This window comes from Gammaproteobacteria bacterium (assembly GCA_015709615.1).
GTDB lineage: Bacteria > Pseudomonadota > Gammaproteobacteria > Burkholderiales > Nitrosomonadaceae > Nitrosomonas.
In genome coordinates this window covers 3211084-3234609 of sequence record CP054179.1, presented here as the reverse complement: position 1 = coordinate 3234609, position 23526 = coordinate 3211084, and the positions used below count along the sequence as shown (strand labels likewise).

Below are 23526 nucleotides of genomic sequence, written 5' to 3'. Positions count from 1 at the left end.
AAGACATTTCCATGATAACAGTAAGGGATGCTGAAGAAAATAAGCAAATCTCTTATTTTCAAGGAAAAATACTAAGTGTCATGCGCTACTGGTTAATGAAGTCCGAGCCTTATGAATTCAGTATCGACGATTTTGCCGCACGGCCTAATCAAACGGTTGCGTGGGAAGGTGTGCGCAATTATCAGTCGCGCAATTTCATGCGCCATCAAATGGCGGTTGGAGATCCGGTGTTTTTCTATCATTCGTGCTGCAAGGATCCCGGCATCATGGGCATTGCTGCCGTGAGCAAACCGGCTTACCCGGATGCCACACAGTTCGACCCCGCCAGCAAATATTTCGATTCCAAAGCGGCCAAAGACAACCCGCGCTGGTTTAACGTCGAGATTACCCTGCAACGAAGAACCCGTCTGATCGCGATCAAGGAACTGCGGCAGTATCCCGAGTTGCAGCGCATGCGCGTGTTGCAGACCGGCAACCGCTTATCGATCACGCCGGTCGATCCGGCCGAATGGCAGTTCATCATGGGTATTCTGTAATGCGGTTCGACTCTTCTTATCCGGCTTAAATCATGGAATGGTGGTTGATTTATCTGTTGACCGGAGCATTTGTGGGATTCTTTGCCGGTTTACTCGGCATTGGCGGCGGCCTCATCATCGTGCCGGTGCTGATTTCGCTCTTCACCGCGCAAGATTTTCCCGCCGGCCGCATCATTCATCTGGCGCTGGGCACCACGATGGCGACGATCATTTTCACTTCGGCTGTCAGTTTGCGCACGCATCATTTACACGGCGCAGTGAATTGGCCGGTTGTGAAAAACATCACCCCCGGCATTTTTCTCGGCACATTCGGCGGCGCAGCGCTCGCCGGATCGATGACCGGGCAGCTGTTGAGCATTATTTTCGTCATTTTCATCTTTTACGCCGCCACCCAAATGCTATTGCAATTCCGCCCCAGTCCGATGTTCCAGCTGCCCGGGCGAATCGGCTTGTTTCTCGTGGGTAACGTCATCGGCGCGTTGTCCAGCCTGGTTGCAATCGGCGGCGGATTGTTATCGGTGCCTTTCCTGACGCTGTGCAACGTTAAACTGCAACACGCCATCGGTACCGCTGCCGCGATCGGTTTTCCCATCGCACTGGCCGGCACGGCCGGTTACATCGTGAACGGCATGCTGCAAGCGGAAAGACTGCCCGATTATTGCCTAGGTTATGTGTATCTACCGGCTTTGTTCTGGCTGGTAGCCGCCAGCATGATGACAGCGCCGCTCGGAGCGCGACTCACGCATTCCACCCGGACGGCCATCCTGCGGTCAATCTTTGTGGTACTGCTTTATGGCTTGGGTATCCGCATGCTGATCGGTATTCTTTAAGGAAATACCAGATAACAATTTTTCAGAGTTTTTTTCTTGTATCATGCTATAGTCGCAATGTAGTAAAAAAGTAAGTGATGTATTTTTTAAAATTTTAAGGATATAGCTACAAATGAAACTCTCAGTATTTTTGATCGCAGCAATGTTCGCATTAACATTATTAACCGCATGCGGCAAGCCTACAGCACCGGAAAGCGCAAGTTCCGACAACTACGGCACCACGCACGAAGGTAAACCAGCTGAAGGCCGTAACGAGCTGCCAGGTAAATAATCGTTACTTTAATTACGAAGTAACAGATTTATCGTTTCAAGTTGTTGAGTTGCACCCTGTAGGATCTATCATTGTTCCTACAGGAATTTTCAAATAAGCAGTCAATCCTCAAAAATTTCCCTGGTTTTAAAAAAGTCTGTCAGTAATCGGCTTTAGCCATTTCACGCCCTCTTTTCTCATCGACGGCTGCAAGCATCACAAGACCAAGAACAAAAAACGCCAGCGTGCTGAGTAACGCAATGCGGTGATCTCCGGCAAACAGGTAAACCATGCCGCCATACGTCAGCGGGCCGATAATCGCGGACAGTTTGGTCGCCAATCCCCATAAACCGAAAAATTCGCCCTGCCGCCCGGGTGGTGTAAATTGTCCCACCAGCGCCCTGCCCGCCGACTGCGCGCCGCCGAGTGCAGTGCCGATCAAATTGGCGGCGACCCAAAACAGCCATTCATCCGTCGCGAAATACGCGCAGACGATTGCCGCAATCCAGATCAGCAGCGTGATGGCGATACAGCGCAGCGAGCCGATGCGATCCTGCAAGTGGCCGAACAGAAAAGCGCCGATCGCCGCAGTGACATTCACCACCATAATCAGGATGATCGTATCCTGCGTTTTGAATCCCATCACCTCTTGCGCGTACACCGCCGCCAGCACGATCACGATATGGATACCCGCATAGTACGTAGTCAACGCCAGTAGAAAACGAAACAGATCGATGTGCAAACGCGCTTCGCGCAGCGTGGCGCGCAAACGACTAAACCCTTGCCGCACGATATGCGCGCTGTCGAACGATTCCACAACCGTGGCGCGCTCGCGCAGCCACAGCAGCGTCGGTAGCGCGGCCAGCGCAAACAACGCCGCCACGATCAGATTGGTCACCGGCACATACTGCGCGGCTTCGATGCCCTGCTTCTCGGCGTACGTGACATAAGCCAGACACAACACCAGCGCCAGCAAGCCGCCCAAATAACCGAGCGCCCAGCCGTAGCCGGACAGCCGCCCGATCGTCTCCGGTGTGCTGATTTCCGGCAAAAAAGCCGCGATCAGGTTTTCGCCGCTGGAAAACATGAACGTCGCCAGAATCACTAGCGCCATCGCCAACGCAATATCTCCTGGCCCGGCAAAATACAACAATGCGGTAAACACCACGCAACCGATGGTGGTGACCGTCAGAAAGCGTTTCTTAGCGCCGGAATAATCGGCAATCGCGCCCACCACCGGCGCGCTGATTAAAACCAGCGCATTCGCCGCCGCCATCGCCAGTGTCCATAGCAGCGTGGCATCGCCACTACCCTGCCCGGCGGCAATCACGCCGACAAAGTAAGCATTGAAAATAGCCGTCAGGATAACGGTGGTATAGCCGGAATTGGCGAAATCGTACATGCACCACGCGAAACGTTCGCGGCGCGTGACCGGTCCGGAAGTATGGGAAGACGAATTCATCAAGCGCTATTTGCCCACCATCTTTTCCGGCACCACCCACGCGTCGAACTGCTCCGCCGTGACATAGCCGGTGGCAATCGCGGCGGCTTTCAGAGTCGTGCCTTCGCGGTGTGCTTTTTTGGCGATCTCGGCGGCTTTGTCGTAACCGATATGCGGATTCAGTGCGGTCACCAGCATCAACGAGTGATGCATCAGCGCATCGATGCGTTCAATATTGGCTTCGATACCGGTGGCGCAATGATCGTTGAAACTGACCATAGCATCCGCGAGCAGCCGCACGCTTTGCAGGAAATTATGAATGATCAGCGGTTTCATCACGTTCAGCTCGAAATTCCCCAACGCGCCGCCCATGTTGACCGCGACATCGTTGCCCATGACCTGGCAGCACACCATCGTCATCGCTTCCGATTGCGTCGGATTGACCTTGCCCGGCATGATCGAACTGCCCGGCTCGTTCTCGGGAATGCGCAATTCGCCGATGCCGCAACGCGGCCCGGATGCCAGCCAGCGAATATCGTTGGCGATTTTCATCAGCGATGCGGCCAGCGTTTTCAACGCGCCGTGCGCATGCACCAAGGCATCATTACTTGCCAGCGCCTCGAATTTATTCGGTGCGGTGACGAACGGCAGCCCGGTCAGACGCGACAACTCCGCCGCCACGCGCACGGCGAATTCCGGATGCGCGTTCAGCCCGGTGCCGACCGCCGTGCCGCCGAGCGCCAGTTCGCACACATGCGGCAACGACGCTTGCACATGCTTCAACCCGTGATCCAATTGCGCGACATAACCAGAAAATTCCTGCCCCAGCGTCAGCGGGGTCGCATCCTGCAAATGCGTGCGGCCGATTTTGACGATGGCTTCAAACGCTTGCGCCTTGGCCGCCAAGGTGCCGCGCAACAATTGAATCGCCGGAATCAAGCGCTGCTGCAATTCCTGCACCGCGGCGACGTGCATCGCGGTCGGGAACACGTCGTTGGAAGATTGCCCTTTATTGACGTCGTCGTTCGGGTGCACCTTGCGATCCGCGCCGCGCCCGCCGCCGAGAATTTCCGACGCGCGATTCGCCAGCACCTCGTTGACGTTCATATTGGTCTGCGTGCCGGAACCGGTTTGCCACACCACCAGCGGAAACTGATCGTCGAAATTCCCGGCGATCACTTCATCGGCCGCCTCGATGATCGCCGCTGCACTCGCCGCATCGAGCAATCCCAAATCGTGATTAACCTTGGCGGCGGCGCGCTTGACCCGGGCCAGCGCATGAATCAGCGCCACCGGCATATGCTCGCCGGAAATCTTGAAATTCTGCAACGAGCGCTGCGTTTGCGCGCCCCACAATGCTGCGGCGGGCACTTCGACCACGCCCATGGTGTCGCGTTCTTCACGAGTTTGCATGCGGTTTTACCTCATTAAATAAATGGGATGAATTGGAGAAATTGGGAGGATTGGTTAATCGAAATTGCGATTTTGTTTAACACAAACGCGCCTTTCAATACGCGAGCTGTTCCAAGGTAATACCCATAGCCGCCGCGGCTTTCTCGAGTGTTGCCTTGCGCGGGCGTTTGGCAGCTTCGATCTGCGCGTAACCGGCTTGCGTAATCCCCATGCGTTTAGCCATTTCCTCTTGCGTCAGCATCAGGTATTCGCGCCAGGCGGCGAGCATACTGACTTCATTCATGATGCGTTTACCAACGACCTCGTTGGGGATCATGCCCGGGCGTACCACGCCGGGAAGTTTGACAAACTCGGCATAAGGCACGACGACAAAAGCCGGTTTTCCGTTGCTATCCAGAATGGTTTGGTAATTAATAAGTGCGCTCATCGCGTTTTTTCACCTCTTCAATATCAATATTCCGTTTCCAAATCAAACATGACGCGAAAGCTATCCGAAGGACAGTATAATTAATACGACAAGGATGGCTGACAAACTCATGTTTGATTTAGAAATGGAATAACATGCACGCTGCCGTCAAACTCGAAAAATACCCGATATTCACCAACCCGCAACCGGTAGCTATACGCATGATTGGCGAGTTTCTTGACACCTTGGCAATCAGGAAAATAAGCCAGCGACTGAACCTCAGTAAAAATTCTTTTGCGCACGGCGGTAGCCTTGATTTTCTCAATCTGTTTAAGCGCTTTGGGTTTCCAGTCAATGTCATTCACACTTATGATTATAAGCCTAAAATAAGTTTTTTAACAAAAATATAAGATTTAAGGTCTTTGTAAGCTTTATCTCCTAAAATGCGACCCTGCCGCCGAGCTCCGCGTCATCTTCAATGGCAACAACCCGTAGGTTGGGTTGAATGAAATGAAGCCCAACGATTGGCGACCTTGTTGATGTTAGGGTTCGTGCCTCACCCCAACCTACGAGCTGCTGTGCTATTTAAGAAATGTCTCGTAATCGGCCTTAACCCCACTTGGTACACTTGCAGCATCAATCAAATTTAGTGCTTCTTTATACCTGCTCTTGCATGATGTGTTACTTGAAATTCTCCTATTAAGAGCACCGCCTGCGCCTGCAAGCTTAATCATGTGTGAGATTTCGCGAGGCGAGAATGACTCAATCATCTTCTTGTAGTAGGGTTCAGCCGCCCACGAGACACCATATCCATTCCCAATATAACAACCAACCACTGCGGACACATACGCCTCTTGGGCAGTTTCTGGAACCTCGCCTTGCCGTGATAACTCAGAAAGCCTTTCTGCGAATGGGGGTTCATTATAAAAATTATTCAGGGCCAGATGCGCCGTCATCAATCTTTCAATCGCCCTTGAAAATACCGCGTGTTGTTCAGACTCATTTAGAAGACCAAGCAAACCTAGCTTTTCAAAGAATTGCTGTGATGCGATGTAGCGTTTTTCGTCACCCTTCGCTAAATATTCCGAGTGCTTATTTATAAGATCAGATTTTACAGAAGCGGTAAATCCTTCTTTTAGTGCAAAGCAAATATCCAGCGAATTTAGACGGGCTGGCTCAGGCGTGCTTGGATCGCAGTAAATCCCATGAGCCATACCAATCAGTAGTTGGCGTTGGGCATCATGTGTTTGAGTTAATCGGTCTATCCAGATTTGGCATTGCCCCCCAGAAAACCGAGCATTCTTGATTGCAGTAATGTACGCGCTTATATCTACGCCGCGAGGTGATGATGATTCACCCAATGCATACTTGGTACATCTGTTAAGGAATGTAACAAACTCCCTGTCATTGATTTTGCCAAGCGTAGGATGCGCTGCTGAAAAGTTGTTTCTTACATCACGGCATTGATCCAAGAAGAAAAAACCGTCTTCATTTATAAGATTCAGCTTTAAGCAAAGCTCCAGCAACTTGCTGTCTTGCAACTCAAGCAAGTGTTTTTCTTCAAAATCAGATGCCAATATTTGAGCAACAACGGGTAGCCCGAAGTTACGAACTTTATCTCTCAAATGAAGTATTGCGGCGTTCCATGCGTAGTTAACCGCGCCATCAAATAAGCCAGTACTGACTGCAACACACATGCGGGCTACCAACTCGCCACGCAACTGAGGGGGAATTTGCTTTAATTCCCTAGGCAGATCCTTCCATGCGTATTCTATTTCCTCGTCACTAGCGAGCACTTCACGAGGAATACCAAGCGAAGCCACTAATTCGTTAATTGCTGGCATCACTTTTTCAGGCAAGGCAGGTAGTTTTGGTTCTTCGTACTTTATGATTTCAGCCATGAATGTGTCCTGTTCATATTGCGCGGCTAACGTGCTACAGCAACCCTCAATCCCAACTCAACGCCCCACCCGTTTGATACTCCGTCACGCGTGTCTCAAAGAAATTCTTTTCCTTTTTGAGATCGATCATTTCCGACATCCACGGGAACGGGTTGTTGGCGTTCGGGTACAGCGCGTCCAGGCCGATTTGCTGGCAGCGGCGGTTGGCGATGTAGCGTAGGTATTCCTTGAACATCGGCGCGTTCATGCCGAGCACGCCGCGCGGCATGGTGTCTTCGGCGTAGCGGTATTCCAATGCGACGGCTTTTTGCATCAGCGCGCTGATTTCGTCGCGGAACGCTTTGGTCCACAGGTGCGGATTTTCCATTTTGATCTGGTTGATGACATCGATGCCGAAATTGCAGTGCATCGATTCGTCGCGCAGGATGTATTGGTATTGTTCCGCCGCACCGGTCATTTTGTTTTGCCGGCCCAACGCCAGGATTTGCGTGAAGCCGACGTAGAAGAACAAGCCTTCCATGATGCAGGCGAACACGATCAGGCTTTTCAGCAATTGCTGATCGGTTTCCAAGGTGCCGGTTCTAAAATTCGGATTGGTCAGCGTGTCGATGAACGGAATCAGAAACTCGTCCTTGTCGCGGATCGACGATACTTCATGATACGCGTTGAAGATCTCGCCTTCGTCCAGGCCCAGCGATTCGACGATATATTGATACGCATGGGTATGAATCGCTTCCTCGAATGCCTGGCGCAGCAGATACTGGCGGCATTCCGGGTTGGTGATGTGGCGGTAGGTGCCGAGCACGATGTTGTTCGCCGCCAATGAGTCGGCGGTGACGAAAAAGCCGAGATTGCGCTTGACCAGGCGGCGCTCGTCCTCGGTCAGGCCGTTCGGGTCTTTCCACAACGCGATGTCGCGGCTCATGCTGATTTCCTGCGGCATCCAATGATTGGCGCAAGCACCGAGGTATTTATCCCACGCCCATTTGTACTTGAACGGCACCAGTTGATTGACGTCCGCTTTGCAATTGATGATGGATTTGTCCTCGACTGAGATGCGGCGGTTAGCGCTGCCCGCTACGTCTTGCGCGCCCTCCATCCCTGCTGGATGGCTGGCGGTGCTGTGATCGCGGTCATCCTGTGCCGGTGTGGCCAGCGGCAATTCAAAATCGTGCAAGGCGGTGCGCGGCATGGCGTTGACCGGCGGTGTTTGCGGTTGTTGCGGTTCGTCTTCAAATGTCAGCATTCTTCACTCCTCGTTATTCTCATTGATTCGGGCAGGTTATTGGCAGGATTCGCAGCTCTCGTCATCGATCGCGCAGTACTTGATTTCCACCGTGGACACTTCCACCGCGGCTTTGACCACACCACCGTCGGACGGCACCGCGTTCAATGAACCGGCGCGCACCGTGGATTTTTCCGCTGCTGTCGCGCCCATCGAACGCAGGTAATACGTGGTTTTCAAACCGCGCAGCCACGCCAGCTTGTAAGTTTCGTCCAGTTTCTTACCGGAAACGCCACCCATGTAAATATTCAGCGATTGCGATTGGTCGATCCATTTCTGCCGCCGCGCGCCCGCTTCGATCAGCCAGCGCGGATCCATCTCGAACGCGGTAGCGTACAGCGTGCGGATATTGTCCGGAATGCGGTCGATCTTGCTGATCGCGCCGTCGAAATATTTCAGATCGGCGATCATCACTTCGTCCCACAGATTGAGTTTTTTCAGATCGTTGACCAGCGATTTATTCGCAATGGTAAATTCGCCCGACAGATTGGATTTGACGTACAGGTTCTGATACGTCGGCTCGATACTGGCGGACACGCCGACGATGTTGGAAATCGTCGCGGTCGGCGCAATCGCCAGGCAGTTGGAATTGCGCATGCCGTATTGCTGGATGCGCGCACGCAATGCGTCCCAATCGAGTGTCGCGGACAGATCCGCTTCGACAAAGCCGCCGCGCTCGTTACGCAACACTTCCAGCGTGTCGTGCGGCAGAATACCGCGATCCCACAGGCTGCCTTTGTAGCTGCTGTAGCAGCCGCGCTCTTGCGCCAATTCGGTCGACGCCCAATAGGCGTGATACGCCACCGCTTCCATCGAACGATCAGCGAATTCCACCGCTTCTTGCGAGCTGTATGGAATGCCCAGTTGATGCAGACAATCCTGGAATCCCATGATGCCCAGGCCGACCGGACGGTGCTTCAGGTTGGCGTTGCGCGCTTTGGCGACGGCGTAGAAATTGATGTCGATGACGTTGTCGAGCATGCGCATGGCAATGCGCACGGTGCGCTTCAGTTTGTCCAGATCGAGCGCGCCGTCCTTCAGATGCGCGAGCAGATTGACCGAACCGAGATTGCACACGGCGATTTCCTTGTCGTTGGTGTTCAACGTGATTTCGGTGCACAGATTCGAGCTGTGCACCACGCCGATATGGTTCTGCGGCGAACGCACGTTGCACGGATCCTTGAACGTGATCCACGGATGGCCGGTTTCAAACAGCATGCTCAGCATCTTGCGCCACAACTGCACCGCCGGGATTTTTTTGTACAGCGTCAGTTCGCCGCGCTCGATTTTCGCTTCGTAGCCGAGATACGCTTGCTCGAACTGCTGGCCGAATTTTTCGTGCAAGTCGGGCGTATCCGATGGCGAGAACAGCGTCCAATCGCTGCCGTCCATGACGCGTTTCATGAACAGATCGGGAATCCACGTCGCGGTGTTCATGTCGTGCGTGCGGCGGCGGTCGTCGCCGGTGTTTTTGCGCAATTCCAGGAATTCCTCGATGTCCAGATGCCAGCATTCCAGGTACGCGCACACCGCGCCCTTGCGCTTGCCGCCTTGGTTGACCGCCACGGCGGTGTCGGACACCACTTTCAGGAACGGCACCACACCTTGCGATTTGCCGTTGGTGCCCTTGATGCGCGCACCCATCGCCCGCACCGGCGTCCAGTCGTTACCCAAGCCGCCGGCGTATTTGGCCAGCAGCGCGTTTTCCTTGATCGCTTCGTAAATGCCGTCGAGATCGTCCGGCACGGTGGTCAAGTAGCACGACGACAATTGCGAACGGCAAGTGCCGGAATTGAATAAGGTCGGTGTCGAGCTCATAAAATCGAAACTCGACAACACGTGATAAAACTCGATGGCGCGCGCTTCGCGGTCGATTTCGTTCAACGCCAATCCCATCGCCACGCGCATGAAGAACGCTTGCGGCAATTCGATGCGGCGTTCCTTGATATGCAGGAAATAGCGGTCGTACAGCGTTTGCAAACCGAGGTAATCGAATTGCAAGTCGCGATCGGCGTCCAGCGCTTCGGACAAGCGCTTCAAGTCGAATTGCGCCAGGCGCGGATCGAGCAATTCGGCTTCGATGCCGCGTTTGATGAATACCGGGAAATAATCCTGGTAGTGCGCCTGCATCGCCTGTTGCGTGACTTCCTCGCCCAGCACTTCGTGGCGCACGTTGTTCAGCAACAAGCGCGCGGTGACATAACTGTACGCCGGGTCTTTCTCGATCAGCACGCGCGCCGACAGCACGACGGATTTGCGCACTTCGTCGAGCGATACGCCGTCGTACAAATCTTTCAAGGTAGCCTTCAGAATCAGCGACGGGTCGACGGTGTTGCCGAGACCGGCGCAGGAGGATTCGATCAATGCGGATAATTTGGCGACATCGAGCGGCACGCGCTGGCCATTGTCGGTCACGGTCAGCGTTTCCACCACCGCTTCGGCGCTTTGCTTCAGCTTGGCGCGTTCACGCGCCCGCGCTTCGCGGTACAGCACATACGCGCGCGCCACATCGTGTTCGCCGGAGCGCATCAATGCCAGCTCGACTTGATCCTGAATGTCCTCGATATGGAACGTACCACCGTCCGGCTGACGGCGCAGCAGTGCATTCACCACATCGTTGGTCAACCCGGCCACCACTTCGCGCACCCGCACCGACGCCGCGCCCTGCCCGCCGTCGACGGCGATAAACGCCTTGGTCATCGCTACTGAAATCTTGCCCGGCTCGAACGACACCACCGCACCGTTGCGGCGGATGACTTTATGCTGGGAAAAACGGGAATTTTGCGCGGGTGTATCCATAAAACTTTGACTTCCGGAAACCGGTTTGTGGTGAATTTGTTCTGTCGCGAGCTGCATGGGTGATCCTCCTGACTGGTGATTCATCAAAGAAAAATACAAATTTCTGTTGATTCAATGAAATAGCATTACTTTCGATAAAACCACAATATCTAGTGGTTAATGAAGAATGCTACGGCACTAATGGTACAACACAAATTATTTTTATGCAGGAAATTTTTAACAATTTTGCAATTCAGAAAAGAAAATCCGCCACCGCTCCCGGCTAAGATCGATTGCTATCAGCGAGTTGGAAATTGTTGTTTTTGATACAGCGGAAAAAGAAAATGACCCGGGCGCAGCCAGGCGGAGGACTTATAGCGATGAATTGCGGCAACGGGCGGAAGCAATCACCGCGTCATGACAGACCCGCGAATGCTATTGTGCCAGCAATTTATCCAATTGATTGGCAAACGTTTTTCGGTCATTTTGACTCAAGGCGGACAGGCCGCCGGTATCGACGCCGCTGGCGCGCAAATCTTCCATGAAATTCCGCATACTCAAGCGCGCACCGATGTTTTCCCGGGTATACAGCTCGCCGCGCGGACTCAGCACCAGACCTTGTTTTTCGATGACTTGCGCCGCCAGCGGTATATCGCTGGTAATCACGAGATCGCCGCTTTCCAGCCTTTTGACGATTTCATTATCGGCCACATCGAACCCGTGCTCGACTTGCTGCATGCGGATAAAGGGCGACGGCGGAACATACAAAGGATGATTGGCGATCAATATCAAATGCCGTTTCGTTCTTTCCGCCGCGCGAAAGAGAATTTCTTTGATCACGCCGGGGCAAGCATCCGCATCAATCCATATTTTCATTTTTGTTCACTTGAGTTGAGCACATTCATTTTCAGTTTTTTCTTTTTCGCGTGCTTCATGCACCTTGGCCTGCGAATGACACCGCAAAAAACCGGATCGGCGTCTATATTAATACAAGAATGCCGGCGCTATGGCACAATGGCTTTTATAGCGGCTACCTAAAATAAAAAAAGTCTCTGCAGCGCGTTGATGTTTTTCTAAGGAAGCGCTGATTAATTCGGTGAACGAGATGAAGCACGAGACGCACGGAACGCAGCAACCGAGACATATCAACATGATAGGCGAGGAAGCGAGTACCGCGCAATGAAGTGATTCGCTCGTGTAGTCAATTAATCAGCGTTTCCCTAACCCGACTTATTTTCACTAAGGAGTTCACATGCCTTTACTTGATCCGACCTCGAATGAGCTGAAGAAAGACAAGCTATATAGCGCAGCAATCATCGGCGCCACCACATCCGGCAGCTCGCGCATCTGGATACGCACGTATACGGAAGGCCATTGGACGCTGGTGATTGCCAGGACACCCTTGCACGGCGACCTGGTGCGGCTGCAGGAAAAACCGATTGCGCAATTCATGGCGGATATGGGCATAGACATCGCCGATACGCAATCGCATGACTTTACCCAGCAAACGAACCTGACACATACCTTCGATGTTACCGGTCTGGACGCCGATACCATTTATTACTACGCCGTGATCTCCGGCGAGCTGGACGCCGCTAAAGTACCGCGCCGTACCGAATTGGGCGGCGACAAGCCGCTGTGGTTCCGCACCATGCCCGAGTCACCGGCAGAACTCACCTTCGGCTTTTATAGCTGCCACGATCATATCAGCGCCAACGGCGATGTCGGCGCCTGGCCGCATTTTCATGAAAAACTGACCGATACCGGCGCGCATTTCGTCATCGGCGGCGGCGATCAGATTTATGTCGATACCAATGCCAAACAAGGCTTCCCGGATATTTGGCAGTGGCTGAAAGACAATAGGGAAGATTTGCTGAAAACTTTCGCCAAGGGCGATAATTATGACCGGGAAGGCATTCAGCTGTACTTGCTGAATATTTACCGCTGGTATTACCGGGTTTATTGGAATGTATCGTCGTTGCGCGAAGTATACGAGCGTTTTCCGCAATACATGGTATGGGACGATCACGAAATCATGGACGGCTGGGGCTCTTACACGCACGACGACAGACTGGACAGAATTTTCCGCATGTTTGAACACGAGGACGAAAAAGTCGGCGATATGCTGGTCGATTTGATGTGGAAAGCAGCTTGTCAGGCTTATTACGAATATGAACACAGCCACAATCCGCCGACGGCGATCAATTTGCAGAACCCCGACGAGTGTCAATGGGATTATGCCTTCAGTCACGGCGGCTCGGCGTTTTATATGCTGGAAATGCGCGGCCATCACGATCTGGAAAAGGATAAAAAAATCGATCCGTACATCATTCTCGGCCGCGATCAATTCAACCGCTTCAAAAACTGGCTGGCTGCGCAAGCCAACAGCGACAGCAGGTTTCTGTTTGTCGTTTCGCCCGTTCCCATCCTGCATTGGATCGATAACATCGTGAATTACGCCGATCTGGGCGGCGCGAAAGACGATTTCATGGACGAATGGAGTCATGAATCCAACTGGAGTGAACGGAATCAGTTGCTGGAGGAAGTGTTCAACCAACTGAAGAACGGCAATAAGACGCTGATTTTTCTCAGCGGCGATGTACATTGCGCCTCGGTATTCAGGCTGCACCATAAAAACTACCGCGGCGCAAAAGTCTATCAACTGACATCCAGCGCTATTTCCCGTAAACCCGCTCCGTCGATCAGTTATCTAGGTATTACGAATGGCGGTGCGATGAAAGGAAATGACAATATTTACAGTGAACGCCTGTTCGCACTCGCCGGCAACAAGAATTTCTCTATTTTTCGTGTACGGCAAAACGAATCCGGTGCGCCAATGGTAACCGCCGACTTATACTGGCCTTCCGGCGATAGCGGCGAAATCACCAAGAAGCAAATCGTTTTCGACTGAAGCCGGGGATTCGTTCAATGAGCAGTGTGCGGCTTCTCTGTTGTACGAATGATTCAATGCTCAGGCGGCGTATTTTTTTCGCTGGTCAAAACCTGCGGCAGCGCCGCCTTCAAATAATAAAACATCGACCATAACGTCAGCACCGCGGCAATGTAAATCAACCATGTGCCGGCTTGTTGCGGATCGAAGTGTTCACCGATTTTCTCGTGATACAGCAGCAGCGGGATCGCGATCATTTGCGACGTGGTTTTGATTTTGCCGAGAAAAGACACGGCCACGCTTTTCGACCGGCCGATTTGCGCCATCCATTCGCGCAGCGCCGACACGGTGATTTCGCGTCCGATGATGACGAGCGCAATCGGCGCGTCGAGCCGCCCCAAGTAAACCAGCACGATCAGCGCGGCGGATACCATCAGCTTGTCGGCGACCGGATCGAGAAAAGCGCCGAATGCCGAAGTTTGATTCAGAACACGCGCCAGATAACCGTCGAACCAATCGGTAATCGCCGCACCGGCAAAAATCAGCGTTGCCACCAGATTTTGTTCGGATGGCGGCAACCATGAATGCGGCAGATAGAAAATACCGACAAATAACGGAATGGCGAGAATGCGCAGCCAGGTCAGAATATTGGGAAGATTGAAAGGCATGATGATAGAGCGATTAAGTGTTTAACGGATAGCCGCCTGGATTGCTATCCAGCACGCGGTCAATGTAATTCCTTGTAGATTTTTTCTGCCAGCTTGCGACTGATCCCTTCTGTTTGTTGCAGCTCTTCGATGCTTGCGGTCAACACCCCTTTCAATCCGCCGAACCGCCCCAGCAACTGCTGCCTGCGCTTGGCGCCGACGCCCTCGATATTTTCCAGCGTGGAACTGGTGCGGGCTTTGGCGCGCCGCCCGCGATGGCCTTGAATGGCAAAACGGTGCGCTTCGTCGCGGATTTGCTGAATCAGGTGTAGCGCCGCATGCTCACTGGGCAATTGTAACGGCTTTTCGAACAGCGGAGAAATCAATTGTTCCAATCCGGGCTTGCGTTCTTCGCCTTTCGCCACGCCGAGCAGATTGGCGTCGGATATGCCGAGCTCCTGCAACGCTTCCTGCGCCGCCGCGACCTGCCCCTTGCCGCCATCGATCAGAATCAGATCGGGCAATTGCCCTTCGCCGCTGACTACTTTCTGATAACGCCGGGTCAGCGCCTCGCGCATCGCGGCATAGTCGTCGCCCGGCGTGATGCCTTCGATGTTATAACGGCGGTATTCGTTATTGCGCATGGCGCAATTATCGTACACCACGCACGACGCCACGGTCGCTTCGCCGAGTGTATGGCTGATGTCGAAACACTCGATGCGCTGGATTCCCGGCATATTCAATTCCTGCTGCAACGCGTGCAAGCGTTTTTCCTGGCTGGCCTGACGGCCCATCATCTGCTGCAACGCCAACTGCGCATTTTCGGCCGCCATGTTGAGCCACACGCGCTTTTCACCGATCGGATTCAATTGGATGGTGATTTTATGCCCGCATTGCTCGGTCAGTAATTGCTGCAATGCCTCGCGCTCGATTTTCTCGCCCAGAATAATCAGCGGCGGCGCGCTGCGGTTCAGGTAATGCTGCGCCAGAAATGCTTCCAGCACACCGGCTGCGCTGTAATCGTCGGCGTTCTGCGGGAAAAAGCTCTTGTCGCCCAAATGCCGCCCGCCGCGGATCATCGCCAGATTCACACATACCTTGCCGGAACCATCCAGCGATTGTACGCAAGCGACCACATCGGCATCCAGCGCCTTGCCGCTATCGACGAACTGTTTTTCGCGGATGCGGCGCAACGCCTGAATCTGATCGCGCAATAACGCGGCTTGCTCGTACTCCATCCGTTCGGAGGCTTGCAGCATCTTGGTGTTGATCACTTCCATCACTTCCGTTTGCTTGCCTTGCAAAAACAATTCCGCGTTTTTCACATCCGCTTCGTAAGCCTGCCGGCCGATTTGCCCAATGCACGGACCGCTGCAACGCTTGATCTGATACAACAGGCATGGCCGGGTGCGATTGCTGAATACGCTGTCTTCGCAGGTGCGCAAGCGAAAGATTTTTTGCAGCAATTGGATGCTTTCGCGCACGATACCGGCGTTCGGATACGGCCCGAAGTACTGATGCGCTTTGTCCAGCACGCCGCGGTAAAACCCCAAGCGGGGAAATTCGTGTCCGCTCAGAATCACGTACGGATACGATTTATCGTCGCGGAACAGAATGTTGTAGCGCGGCTTCAGGCTTTTGATCAGATTGTTTTCCAGCAGCAACGCTTCGGCTTCCGAACGCGTCACCGTGGTTTCAATCCCGCTCACTTGCGACACCATCAATTGCGTCCGGGGCGCCAGATTGCTTTTCTGAAAATACGAAGACACTCGCTTTCTCAGGCTCACCGCCTTGCCGACGTAGATCACCTCACCCTTGCCGTTGAGCATGCGGTAAACGCCCGGCTGCAACGGCAAACCGCGGCAAAACGCCTTGGCGTCAAAAACGGTATCGGTCAAACCGCTTAATCCCCGTTGCCGAGCAGTTTTCCGCCCACCGCCCAATTTTCATCGGGCAGCTCGTCGAAACTGATGTAAGTGTACGACTTCGGTTTCTTGGCGATGCGTTCCAGCGTATCGGTCAATTCCTCGGCAATCTGTTGTTTCTGCTCGCGCGTTAATGTTCCCGCCACGCGGATATTGACGTAAGGCATGTAAAATTCCTCCTTCCAAATAGGTTGTTATGGTTGTATATCAGCAACAATGTCCGCAAACACCTGCTCGAACATTTCCGCCGTCAAGCGTTTGGTTTGCGTATTGTAGCGGCTGCAATGATAGCTGTCATAAAGCCGCACACCGCTGCCCGGCGGCAAACGATGCGTCGCGCCGTGCGCAAACGGATAATCCTTGGCTTTCAGGCGCAAGCTCAGCAACACCGCTTGATGCGCCACCGTGCCGAGCGCCAGCACGGCGGCGCCACCGCGCTGCACGAACCGGTTCATCTCAACGGCGAGATATTGATTGCACTGCTTGATTTCCTGCGGCACCGGCTTGTTTTCCGGCGGCAGGCATTTCACCGCATTGGTGATGCGGCAGCCGGTCAATTGCAACCCGTCATCGGCGGAAACCGATTCGGACCGGGTGGCAAATCCGTACTTGTGCAGGGTTTGGTATAGCAAAATCCCGGCATAGTCGCCGGTAAACGGCCGCCCGGTCCGGTTGGCGCCGTGCATGCCGGGCGCCAAGCCGACGATCAGCAACTTGGCGTCCGCATCGCCGAATGCGCTGACGGGGCGCGCGTGATAATCCGGGTAACGCGTTTTCACCGTTTGCAAAAAACCGGCTAGACGCGGGCATTGCGTGCAGTTCAGCACGTCCACGTCATCGTATGGGTGGGGTGAAGAATCGTTCGTCATTGGAGAAACCGGAATTGTAGTTTTAGGTACATCGTTTCAATCACGCCAGGAATAATTTGCCGTCAAACATCACAATTGTTTGACAATCCTTTTCACGGCAACGTCCTCCTGGCTGGCACTCACCGCGAAACCAAGACGGCGCACCAATTCCAGCATTGGCCGGTTGGCCGCCAGCACTTCGCCTTCCATGACTTGGATGCCCTTGGCGCGCGCGGCGTCGAACAGGCAATTCATCAGTTTGTTACCGATGCCCTTGTTTTGCCATTCGTCGGCAACCACCAAGGCAAACTCGCACGATTGATTGTCGGCGCTTGCCACGTAGCGGCATACGCCCAATTCCTGTTCCTGCTCATCCCGTTCCAGCACCGCGACCAACGCCATTTCGCGGTCGTAGTCGATCTGCGTGAAACGCACCAGCATGCCTTGCGATAATTCCTGCAGCGCATCCATGAAGCGGAAATATTTCGATTCATCGGACAATCCGCGCACAAACGCCTGCTCGATCCCGGCGTCTTCCGGGCGGATCGGGCGAATGGTCAAGTTGGTGCCGTCCGGCAACTGCCAGTGCGTGATCAAATGCGTGGGATACGGATGTATCGCCATATGCGCGTAGCGGTCGGCGGAGGGTTGCAGATAATCCACGACGATGCGCGCGTCGACGGCGCACGCGCCATGCTCGTCGACGATCAGCGGGTTGATATCCATTTCCTTGATCCACGGCAGCGCGCACACCATTTCCGATACGCGCAGCAAAACACTTTCCAGCGCCGCCCGGTCGGCCGGCGGCATATGGCGGAAAGCGCCCAGCAAGCGGGCGATCCGCGTGCGTTGGATCATGTCCTTGACCAAGAAACCGTTCAGCGGCGGCAAAGCCACCGCGCGGTCGCCGAGCACTTCGACCAGCACGCCACCCGCGCCGAATGTGATGACGGGACCGAACACCGCGTCAGTGGTCATGCCGACCATCAATTCCCTGCCGTTGGGTTTGACGATCATCGGTTCGACGACGATGCCATCGATCCTTGCACCGGGATTTTTCTTTTGCACCGACTGAACGATGTCGTGATACGCCGACCGCACAGCTTGCGCGTTACCGAGGTTGAGGCGGATTCCGCCGCAATCGGATTTGTGCGTAATGTCCGGCGAGTTGATTTTCATCGCCACCGGGAAACCGAATTCTTCCGCAATCAGCAAGGCTTCATTTGGAGAACGAGCCACCACGGCCTTGGCGATCGGAATGCGAAACGCCGCCAGAATCGCTTTCGATTCCATCTCGCTCAGAATCTTGCGATGTTCAGCCAACGCGCCTTCGATCAGCAAGCGTGCGCCCTCCTCATCCGGCACGCAGTGATCGGCAATCGGACCAGGCGTCTGCAATAGCAATTTCTGGTTTTGATAATAGGCGGAAATGAAGGAAAACACTTCAACCGCCGGTTCCGGTGTGCGGAAATTAGGTATTTTCGCTTGGTCAAAGGCTTGCCGGCATGCAGCAACTTGCACCTCCCCCATCCAGCAAGCAATCAACGGTTTGTCGAACTTCGCTGCGAGCTCAATGACCGCATGGGCGACTTCCAGCGGTTGCGTCATCGCTTGCGGCGTCAGAATGACCAGCACGCCATCCACGCCGTCATCTTGCAAACACTGCGCAACTGCATAACGGTAGCGCTCCGCAGTCGCGTCGCCGATGATATCGAGCGGATTACCGTGCGACCAGGTCGCGGGTAACAACGCATTCAATTGCGCCAGCGATTCGGCGGATAATGCCGCCAGCGTCACGCCCAGATCCGCTGCGCGATCCGCCGCCATGACACCGGGGCCGCCGCCGTTGGTGACAATCGCCAGACGGTTGCCGCTCGGGCGGAAATGTGTTGAGAGCGCTTGTGCGGCGGAAAACAGTTGCACGATCGTATCCACCCGGACAACCCCGGCGCGCTGCAAGGCCGCATCGAATACATCGTCCGAGCCGACTAGCGCGCCGGTATGTGAAAACGCCGCTTTCGAGCCTGCCGTATGGCGCCCTGCTTTGACGATGAAAATGGGTTTGATCCGGGCCGCTGCGCGCAATGCGCTCATAAAACTACGAACGCGTTGGATGCCTTCGATATAGAGCAAAATGCTGTGAGTGTGCGGGTCGGACGCGAGGTAATCGAGAATCTCGCCGAAATCCATCCCGGCGGCGCTACCCATGGAAATAATGTTGGAGAAACCTACGTCGTTGGGCTTGGCCCAATCCATGATGGCGGTACAGAATGCGCCCGATTGGGAAATCAACGCCAATCCGCCCGCTTGCGCGCCACCGTTGCTGAAAGTCACGTTCAAACCCGACGCAGGACACAGAATCCCCAGGCAATTTGGCCCGACCAGCCGTATACCGTAACGCCGGGCATTTTCAACCACAGCCTGTTCCAGTGCCGCGCCCTGCGGCCCGGTTTCCCTGAATCCGGCCGACAACACTAGGGCAAAACGCACGCCGCGTTTACCGCACGACTCGATGATGTCCGGCACCGTCGCCGCGCGTGTGATGATGACCGCCAGGTCGACCGGCTCAGGAATCGACTCGATTCCGGCATGGGTGCGCACGCCTTGTATTTCGGCGTGATTCGGATTCACCGCATAAAGCTTGCCCTGGTAACCGCTTTCCCGCATGTTGCGGAACACCACGCCACCGACGGAATCCATACGGCTGCTGGCGCCGATCACCGCCACGGAACGAGGAGAAAACAGCAGACTGAGATAATGTGCATTCATGGATTTATCCGCCTCAATTAATCAGCGTCTCCTTTACTGACAGACAAAAGGCGCGAAGCTTGATGATACCGAGCGCAATCACTTCGCTCCGGCCGGTTATTCCGATTTAACCATACTTCTTGCGATTACGGCGCCGCCGGTTATGCGCGCGGCGCAAGTCATCCTCGGTCGGCGGAGCGGGTTTTTTGTCGGCGTAGGGATTATGACCAACTTTAAAATCGACGCGCAGCGGCGTACCGGTCAGTTTGAAAGTTTCGCGGAAGGTGTTTTCCAGATAACGCCGGTAGCTATCCGGCACATGTTCGAGCATGCTGCCGTGCACGATGATCAGCGGCGGATTGGAACCGCCTTGATGGGCGTAGCGCATTTTCGGGCGCGACATGCCGCCGCGCGGCGGCGGATGTTTCGCGACGGCGGCGATCAACGCGCGCGTCAGTTTTGGTGTCGGCAAATGCGCCATGGCCGCGGCATAGGCGGCATCGATCGAAGGCAACAAGTTTTTCATACCGCTGCCGTGCAGTGCGGAAATATAGTGCAGCTGCGCAAAACCCAAGAAGGCCAATTTGCGGTTCAATTCACGTTTGATGGTGTCGCGCTGGTAGTCGTCCAAACCGTCCCACTTATTCACCACGATGACCAATGCACGGCCGGTTTCCAGGATAAATCCGGCAATATGCGCATCCTGGTCGGAAATTTCATTGCGCGCGTCCAGCACCAGCACCACGACATTGGCGTCCTCGATCGTTTGCAGCGTTTTGATGACGGAGAATTTTTCCACGGTTTCATGCACCTGGCCGCGGCGGCGCAATCCGGCCGTGTCGATCAGCGTGTATTGTTTGTCCTTGTGGGTAAAGTCGATGTAAATGCTATCGCGCGTGGTGCCCGGCTGATCGAAGGCGATCACCCGCTCTTCGCCGAGCAATGTATTGATCAATGTCGATTTGCCGACATTCGGGCGGCCAACGATGGCGATTTTGGGATGATTGCTTTCCGGTTCTTCCTCTTCAGCCTCGGGAAAATCCGCCAGCGCCACATCGGCGAGTTCCTGGATGTTATCGCCATGCATGGCGGAAATCGCATGCGGTTCGCCCAAGCCCAATTCGAAAAACTCTGCCGTAACGACAGCGGTCGCCATGCCTTCGGTTTTATTCACCACCAGTAAAATTTTTTGCCCGGATTTGCGCAATTGCTCGGCGATGATCCTGTCGTGCGCCGTTACACCTTGGCGACCGTCGACGATGAACAATACTTTGTCCGCTTCGTCGATCGCTTGCAGCGTCTGTTTCGCCATGGCGTGCAAAATACCGTCCTTGACAACCGGTTCGAGACCGCCGGTATCCATGACCAGATAGGGTTTGTCCCCCACCCTGCCCTGGCCATAATGCCGGTCCCGTGTCAAGCCGGGAATATCCGCGACGATGGCGTCGCGCGTGCGCGTCAGGCGGTTAAATAAAGTCGATTTGCCGACATTCGGACGGCCAACCAGAACAAGGGTGGGTTTCATGATTTTTTACTGCTACCGTAATGCGGTGTGTGCCGCTTAATGAAAAAATGGAAAAAATGCGGTTGCTAGGGAAACTCTGAAAAACTACTGCACGCGGTTATGCTGCATTGAAATCAGTCTCAAAATGCTCATTTACTACCTGTAAATTGCGCTTTTTCGTTTGATTTCACTTTGCCTGACCATCGCTCGCTACCTTTTTCAGAGCTTCCCTAGAATTGCGTGCTGAAAGCGTAAACGCCACCATTGTCTGTCTGCACCGCAAAACCATCCGGCAACAGGCTGGCGGCGTTGTGAATCATACTGCCATCGGTGGGTGCGCGGGCGATCAAGGCGCCATCGTAATTGCGCAGCAAATTGACATAACCCTGATCGTCCGCCACCACAATATATTGTCCGGTAATGACGGGCCGGGTTAGTTTCTTGCTGCCCAATCGGCCTTGTTTCCACATACTGGCCCCGCTGAGCAAATCGTAAGCGGCCACCACGCCGTTCTCTTCGGTTACATAGACATAATCGTTATCCATTGCCAGGCCGGCGCTGCTGGAAGATTCGCGCGCCCAAATCGGCGCGCCATCGTTAATGGCAAAGCACGCGACACGGCCGCGATAGGCAGCCGCACACACCAGGCGGTCATTGATCACCGGCGCGCTGGTAATATCCGTCATGCGCTCCAGTTCAGTCACGCCGCGCGGCTGGGAAACGGCGACTTCCCAGCCGATGTTGCCGTTGAATAAGCTCATCGCCACCATTTTGCCACCCGGAAAACCGGCGAATATCGCGCCGTGCGCCAAAGTTATCCCGGCTGTGCTGCGCACCGTCAAGGACGGCGTTGCGCCCTGGTAAATCCACTTGCGCTTGCCGTCGATGGCGTCGAGCGCGAAGATGCGGCCATCGACAGTGCGCACGGCGACAACATTATTTTGCACTTGCGGCGGACTCAGGATTTCGCTGGTAACCGACGATTGCCATAACATATGACCGGATTCGTTATAGGCCAGCACTTCGCCCTTGAAAGTTCCGATCAGAATCAATCCATCGCCAATGCCCACGCCGGCGGAAAATTTGCTTTTGGTTTTGACTTGCCACTCTTGCTTACCTGTCGCGGCGTTATATTTAGTCAGTTTTCCTGCTTCATCGGCGACATAGACCGCGCCGTTGTCATACGCAGTATAGAAGGAAGCAATTTCGTTCTCGCTGACTTTGTCTTTCCATTTCAGCGGAATACGCTCAACGGCCTTTAAAGCGGCCAGTTCTTCCTTGTCGTAAACAATCGGTTCATCGGTTATCATCAGATCGGATATCCCTGTGCTCATCGATTCAATGAGGCGCATATCAAAGGGATTCATCGTGCCACACCCCGGCAGTAGCAACGCGCAAATCAATCCGCAGTAAAATAATCGCCCGAAGGATCGGGCGCAATCCGGCAGGATAGCCACTGCAATGCGTAATCTAGTCGGAAACACCCAGCGCATCCAATTTCATTTGGACAATATTGAAATAATTGTTACTTTTACTTAATTTGTCGATCGCTTCCTGATAACTCAACTTGGCTTCGGCAATTTTACCCGCCGCAACCTGAATGTCGCCCTTGCGATCCAGATACAACCCGGCGAACGCTTTACCGTGACCGGTGCTCAACGTCCGTAATGCTTCATCGTATTTACCTTCGTCGAGCAAAATACCGGAAATTCTCAACCGCGCCACATCGTGCATTTCCGTTTCCTTGGCGTGATCGATAATCCATTGCAGGTTTTGTATCGCGCGTTTGTTGTTGCCCGCTTGCACATCCGCTTGCGCGGCAATCAACGCTGCACGGGGCGCGTAACCGCTGGAAGGGTATCCTGCCGTCAGCAATTGCGCCGCGTCGTTGATTTTCGCCGCATCGCCGCCGGATTGCACTTGCTGCAATAAAGCATACAAATCGGCCGCCTGCGACGCCTGCTTCTGTTGATAATATTGCCATGCCTTGGTAGCACCGGCCGCTACCAGAACCGCCGTCAACACGATAGTGATCGCGTTGCCGTATTGCTTCCACCATGCCGCGAGTCCTTCGATTCTTTCCTGATCTTCATGAGAGTATGCCATGGTATTTTCCTAATTAAC

Annotated in this window: 20 protein-coding genes; 4 read left to right on the top strand and 16 right to left on the bottom strand. The window is 54.2% G+C overall.

Features of this window, described 5'->3' with window-relative positions; genetic code table 11:
• The first annotated feature begins 80 nt into the window (after positions 1-80).
• The 3 genes from HRU77_15495 to HRU77_15485 all read left to right on the top strand — a co-directional run bounded on the left by HRU77_15495 (position 81) and on the right by HRU77_15485 (position 1637).
• Entirely contained in the window at positions 81-536 is a 456-nt protein-coding gene (locus HRU77_15495) for an EVE domain-containing protein (protein QOJ21965.1), read from the top strand.
• A 32-nt stretch (positions 537-568) separates the two neighbouring features.
• Positions 569-1366 carry a sulfite exporter TauE/SafE family protein gene (locus HRU77_15490; GenBank protein QOJ21964.1) on the top strand — a complete coding sequence of 266 codons (798 nt, stop codon included), beginning with the start codon at positions 569-571 and terminating at the stop codon, positions 1364-1366.
• Positions 1367-1478: 112 nt separating this feature from the next.
• Entirely contained in the window at positions 1479-1637 is a 159-nt protein-coding gene (locus HRU77_15485; GenBank protein QOJ21963.1) for a hypothetical protein, read from the top strand.
• Between the two features lie 139 nt (positions 1638-1776).
• Here HRU77_15485 and HRU77_15480 read toward each other — a convergent pair whose 3' ends face one another.
• From HRU77_15480 to HRU77_15445, 8 genes are all read right to left on the bottom strand, one after another.
• Positions 1777-3078, bottom strand: a complete 1302-nt coding sequence (locus HRU77_15480) for an MFS transporter (GenBank protein QOJ21962.1) — start codon at positions 3076-3078, stop codon at positions 1777-1779.
• Positions 3079-3084: 6 nt separating this feature from the next.
• Complete coding sequence (gene fumC, locus HRU77_15475; GenBank protein QOJ21961.1) at positions 3085-4470, bottom strand: class II fumarate hydratase; 1386 nt, start codon at positions 4468-4470, stop codon at positions 3085-3087.
• Positions 4471-4564: 94 nt separating this feature from the next.
• A complete protein-coding gene (locus HRU77_15470) occupies positions 4565-4897 on the bottom strand; it encodes a helix-turn-helix transcriptional regulator (protein QOJ21960.1) in 333 nt (110 codons plus the stop codon).
• Between the two features lie 107 nt (positions 4898-5004).
• A complete protein-coding gene (locus HRU77_15465; GenBank protein QOJ21959.1) occupies positions 5005-5241 on the bottom strand; it encodes a type II toxin-antitoxin system RelE/ParE family toxin in 237 nt (78 codons plus the stop codon).
• Between the two features lie 216 nt (positions 5242-5457).
• Entirely contained in the window at positions 5458-6777 is a 1320-nt protein-coding gene (locus tag HRU77_15460; protein ID QOJ21958.1) for a hypothetical protein, read from the bottom strand.
• A gap of 46 nt (positions 6778-6823) precedes the next feature.
• Positions 6824-8023, bottom strand: a complete 1200-nt coding sequence (locus tag HRU77_15455; GenBank protein QOJ21957.1) for a ribonucleotide-diphosphate reductase subunit beta — start codon at positions 8021-8023, stop codon at positions 6824-6826.
• Positions 8024-8059: 36 nt separating this feature from the next.
• Entirely contained in the window at positions 8060-10918 is a 2859-nt protein-coding gene (locus tag HRU77_15450) for a ribonucleoside-diphosphate reductase subunit alpha (protein QOJ21956.1), read from the bottom strand.
• A gap of 357 nt (positions 10919-11275) precedes the next feature.
• Positions 11276-11716 carry a YaiI/YqxD family protein gene (locus HRU77_15445; GenBank protein ID QOJ21955.1) on the bottom strand — a complete coding sequence of 147 codons (441 nt, stop codon included), beginning with the start codon at positions 11714-11716 and terminating at the stop codon, positions 11276-11278.
• Positions 11717-12092: 376 nt separating this feature from the next.
• On the opposite strand from HRU77_15445, the gene HRU77_15440 reads away from it, so the two are divergent.
• A complete protein-coding gene (locus HRU77_15440; protein QOJ21954.1) occupies positions 12093-13751 on the top strand; it encodes an alkaline phosphatase D family protein in 1659 nt (552 codons plus the stop codon).
• Positions 13752-13804: 53 nt separating this feature from the next.
• On the opposite strand, the gene pgsA is transcribed toward HRU77_15440, so the two are convergent.
• From pgsA to HRU77_15400, 8 genes are all read right to left on the bottom strand, one after another.
• Positions 13805-14398, bottom strand: coding sequence for a CDP-diacylglycerol--glycerol-3-phosphate 3-phosphatidyltransferase (gene pgsA, locus HRU77_15435; protein ID QOJ21953.1), 594 nt, complete (start codon positions 14396-14398; stop codon positions 13805-13807).
• A 59-nt stretch (positions 14399-14457) separates the two neighbouring features.
• Complete coding sequence (gene uvrC / locus HRU77_15430; protein QOJ21952.1) at positions 14458-16275, bottom strand: excinuclease ABC subunit UvrC; 1818 nt, start codon at positions 16273-16275, stop codon at positions 14458-14460.
• Positions 16276-16280: 5 nt separating this feature from the next.
• On the bottom strand, positions 16281-16469 hold the full coding sequence (locus tag HRU77_15425; GenBank protein ID QOJ21951.1) for a 4-oxalocrotonate tautomerase family protein: 189 nt from the start codon (positions 16467-16469) through the stop codon (positions 16281-16283).
• Between the two features lie 27 nt (positions 16470-16496).
• Positions 16497-17171: a uracil-DNA glycosylase gene (locus HRU77_15420; GenBank protein QOJ21950.1), complete on the bottom strand. Its 675-nt coding sequence runs from the start codon at positions 17169-17171 to the stop codon at positions 16497-16499.
• A 69-nt stretch (positions 17172-17240) separates the two neighbouring features.
• On the bottom strand, positions 17241-19919 hold the full coding sequence (locus HRU77_15415) for a bifunctional acetate--CoA ligase family protein/GNAT family N-acetyltransferase (protein ID QOJ21949.1): 2679 nt from the start codon (positions 19917-19919) through the stop codon (positions 17241-17243).
• Positions 19920-20025: 106 nt separating this feature from the next.
• The gene (gene der / locus HRU77_15410; GenBank protein QOJ21948.1) at positions 20026-21423 is read right to left on the bottom strand and encodes a ribosome biogenesis GTPase Der; all 1398 of its coding nucleotides are present in this window, start codon (positions 21421-21423) and stop codon (positions 20026-20028) included.
• A gap of 209 nt (positions 21424-21632) precedes the next feature.
• Complete coding sequence (bamB, locus tag HRU77_15405) at positions 21633-22895, bottom strand: outer membrane protein assembly factor BamB (GenBank protein ID QOJ21947.1); 1263 nt, start codon at positions 22893-22895, stop codon at positions 21633-21635.
• On the bottom strand, positions 22873-23508 hold the full coding sequence (locus HRU77_15400) for a tetratricopeptide repeat protein (protein QOJ21946.1): 636 nt from the start codon (positions 23506-23508) through the stop codon (positions 22873-22875). The genes bamB and HRU77_15400 overlap by 23 nt, the downstream gene beginning before the upstream one ends.
• Between the last annotated feature and the right edge of the window lie 18 nt (positions 23509-23526).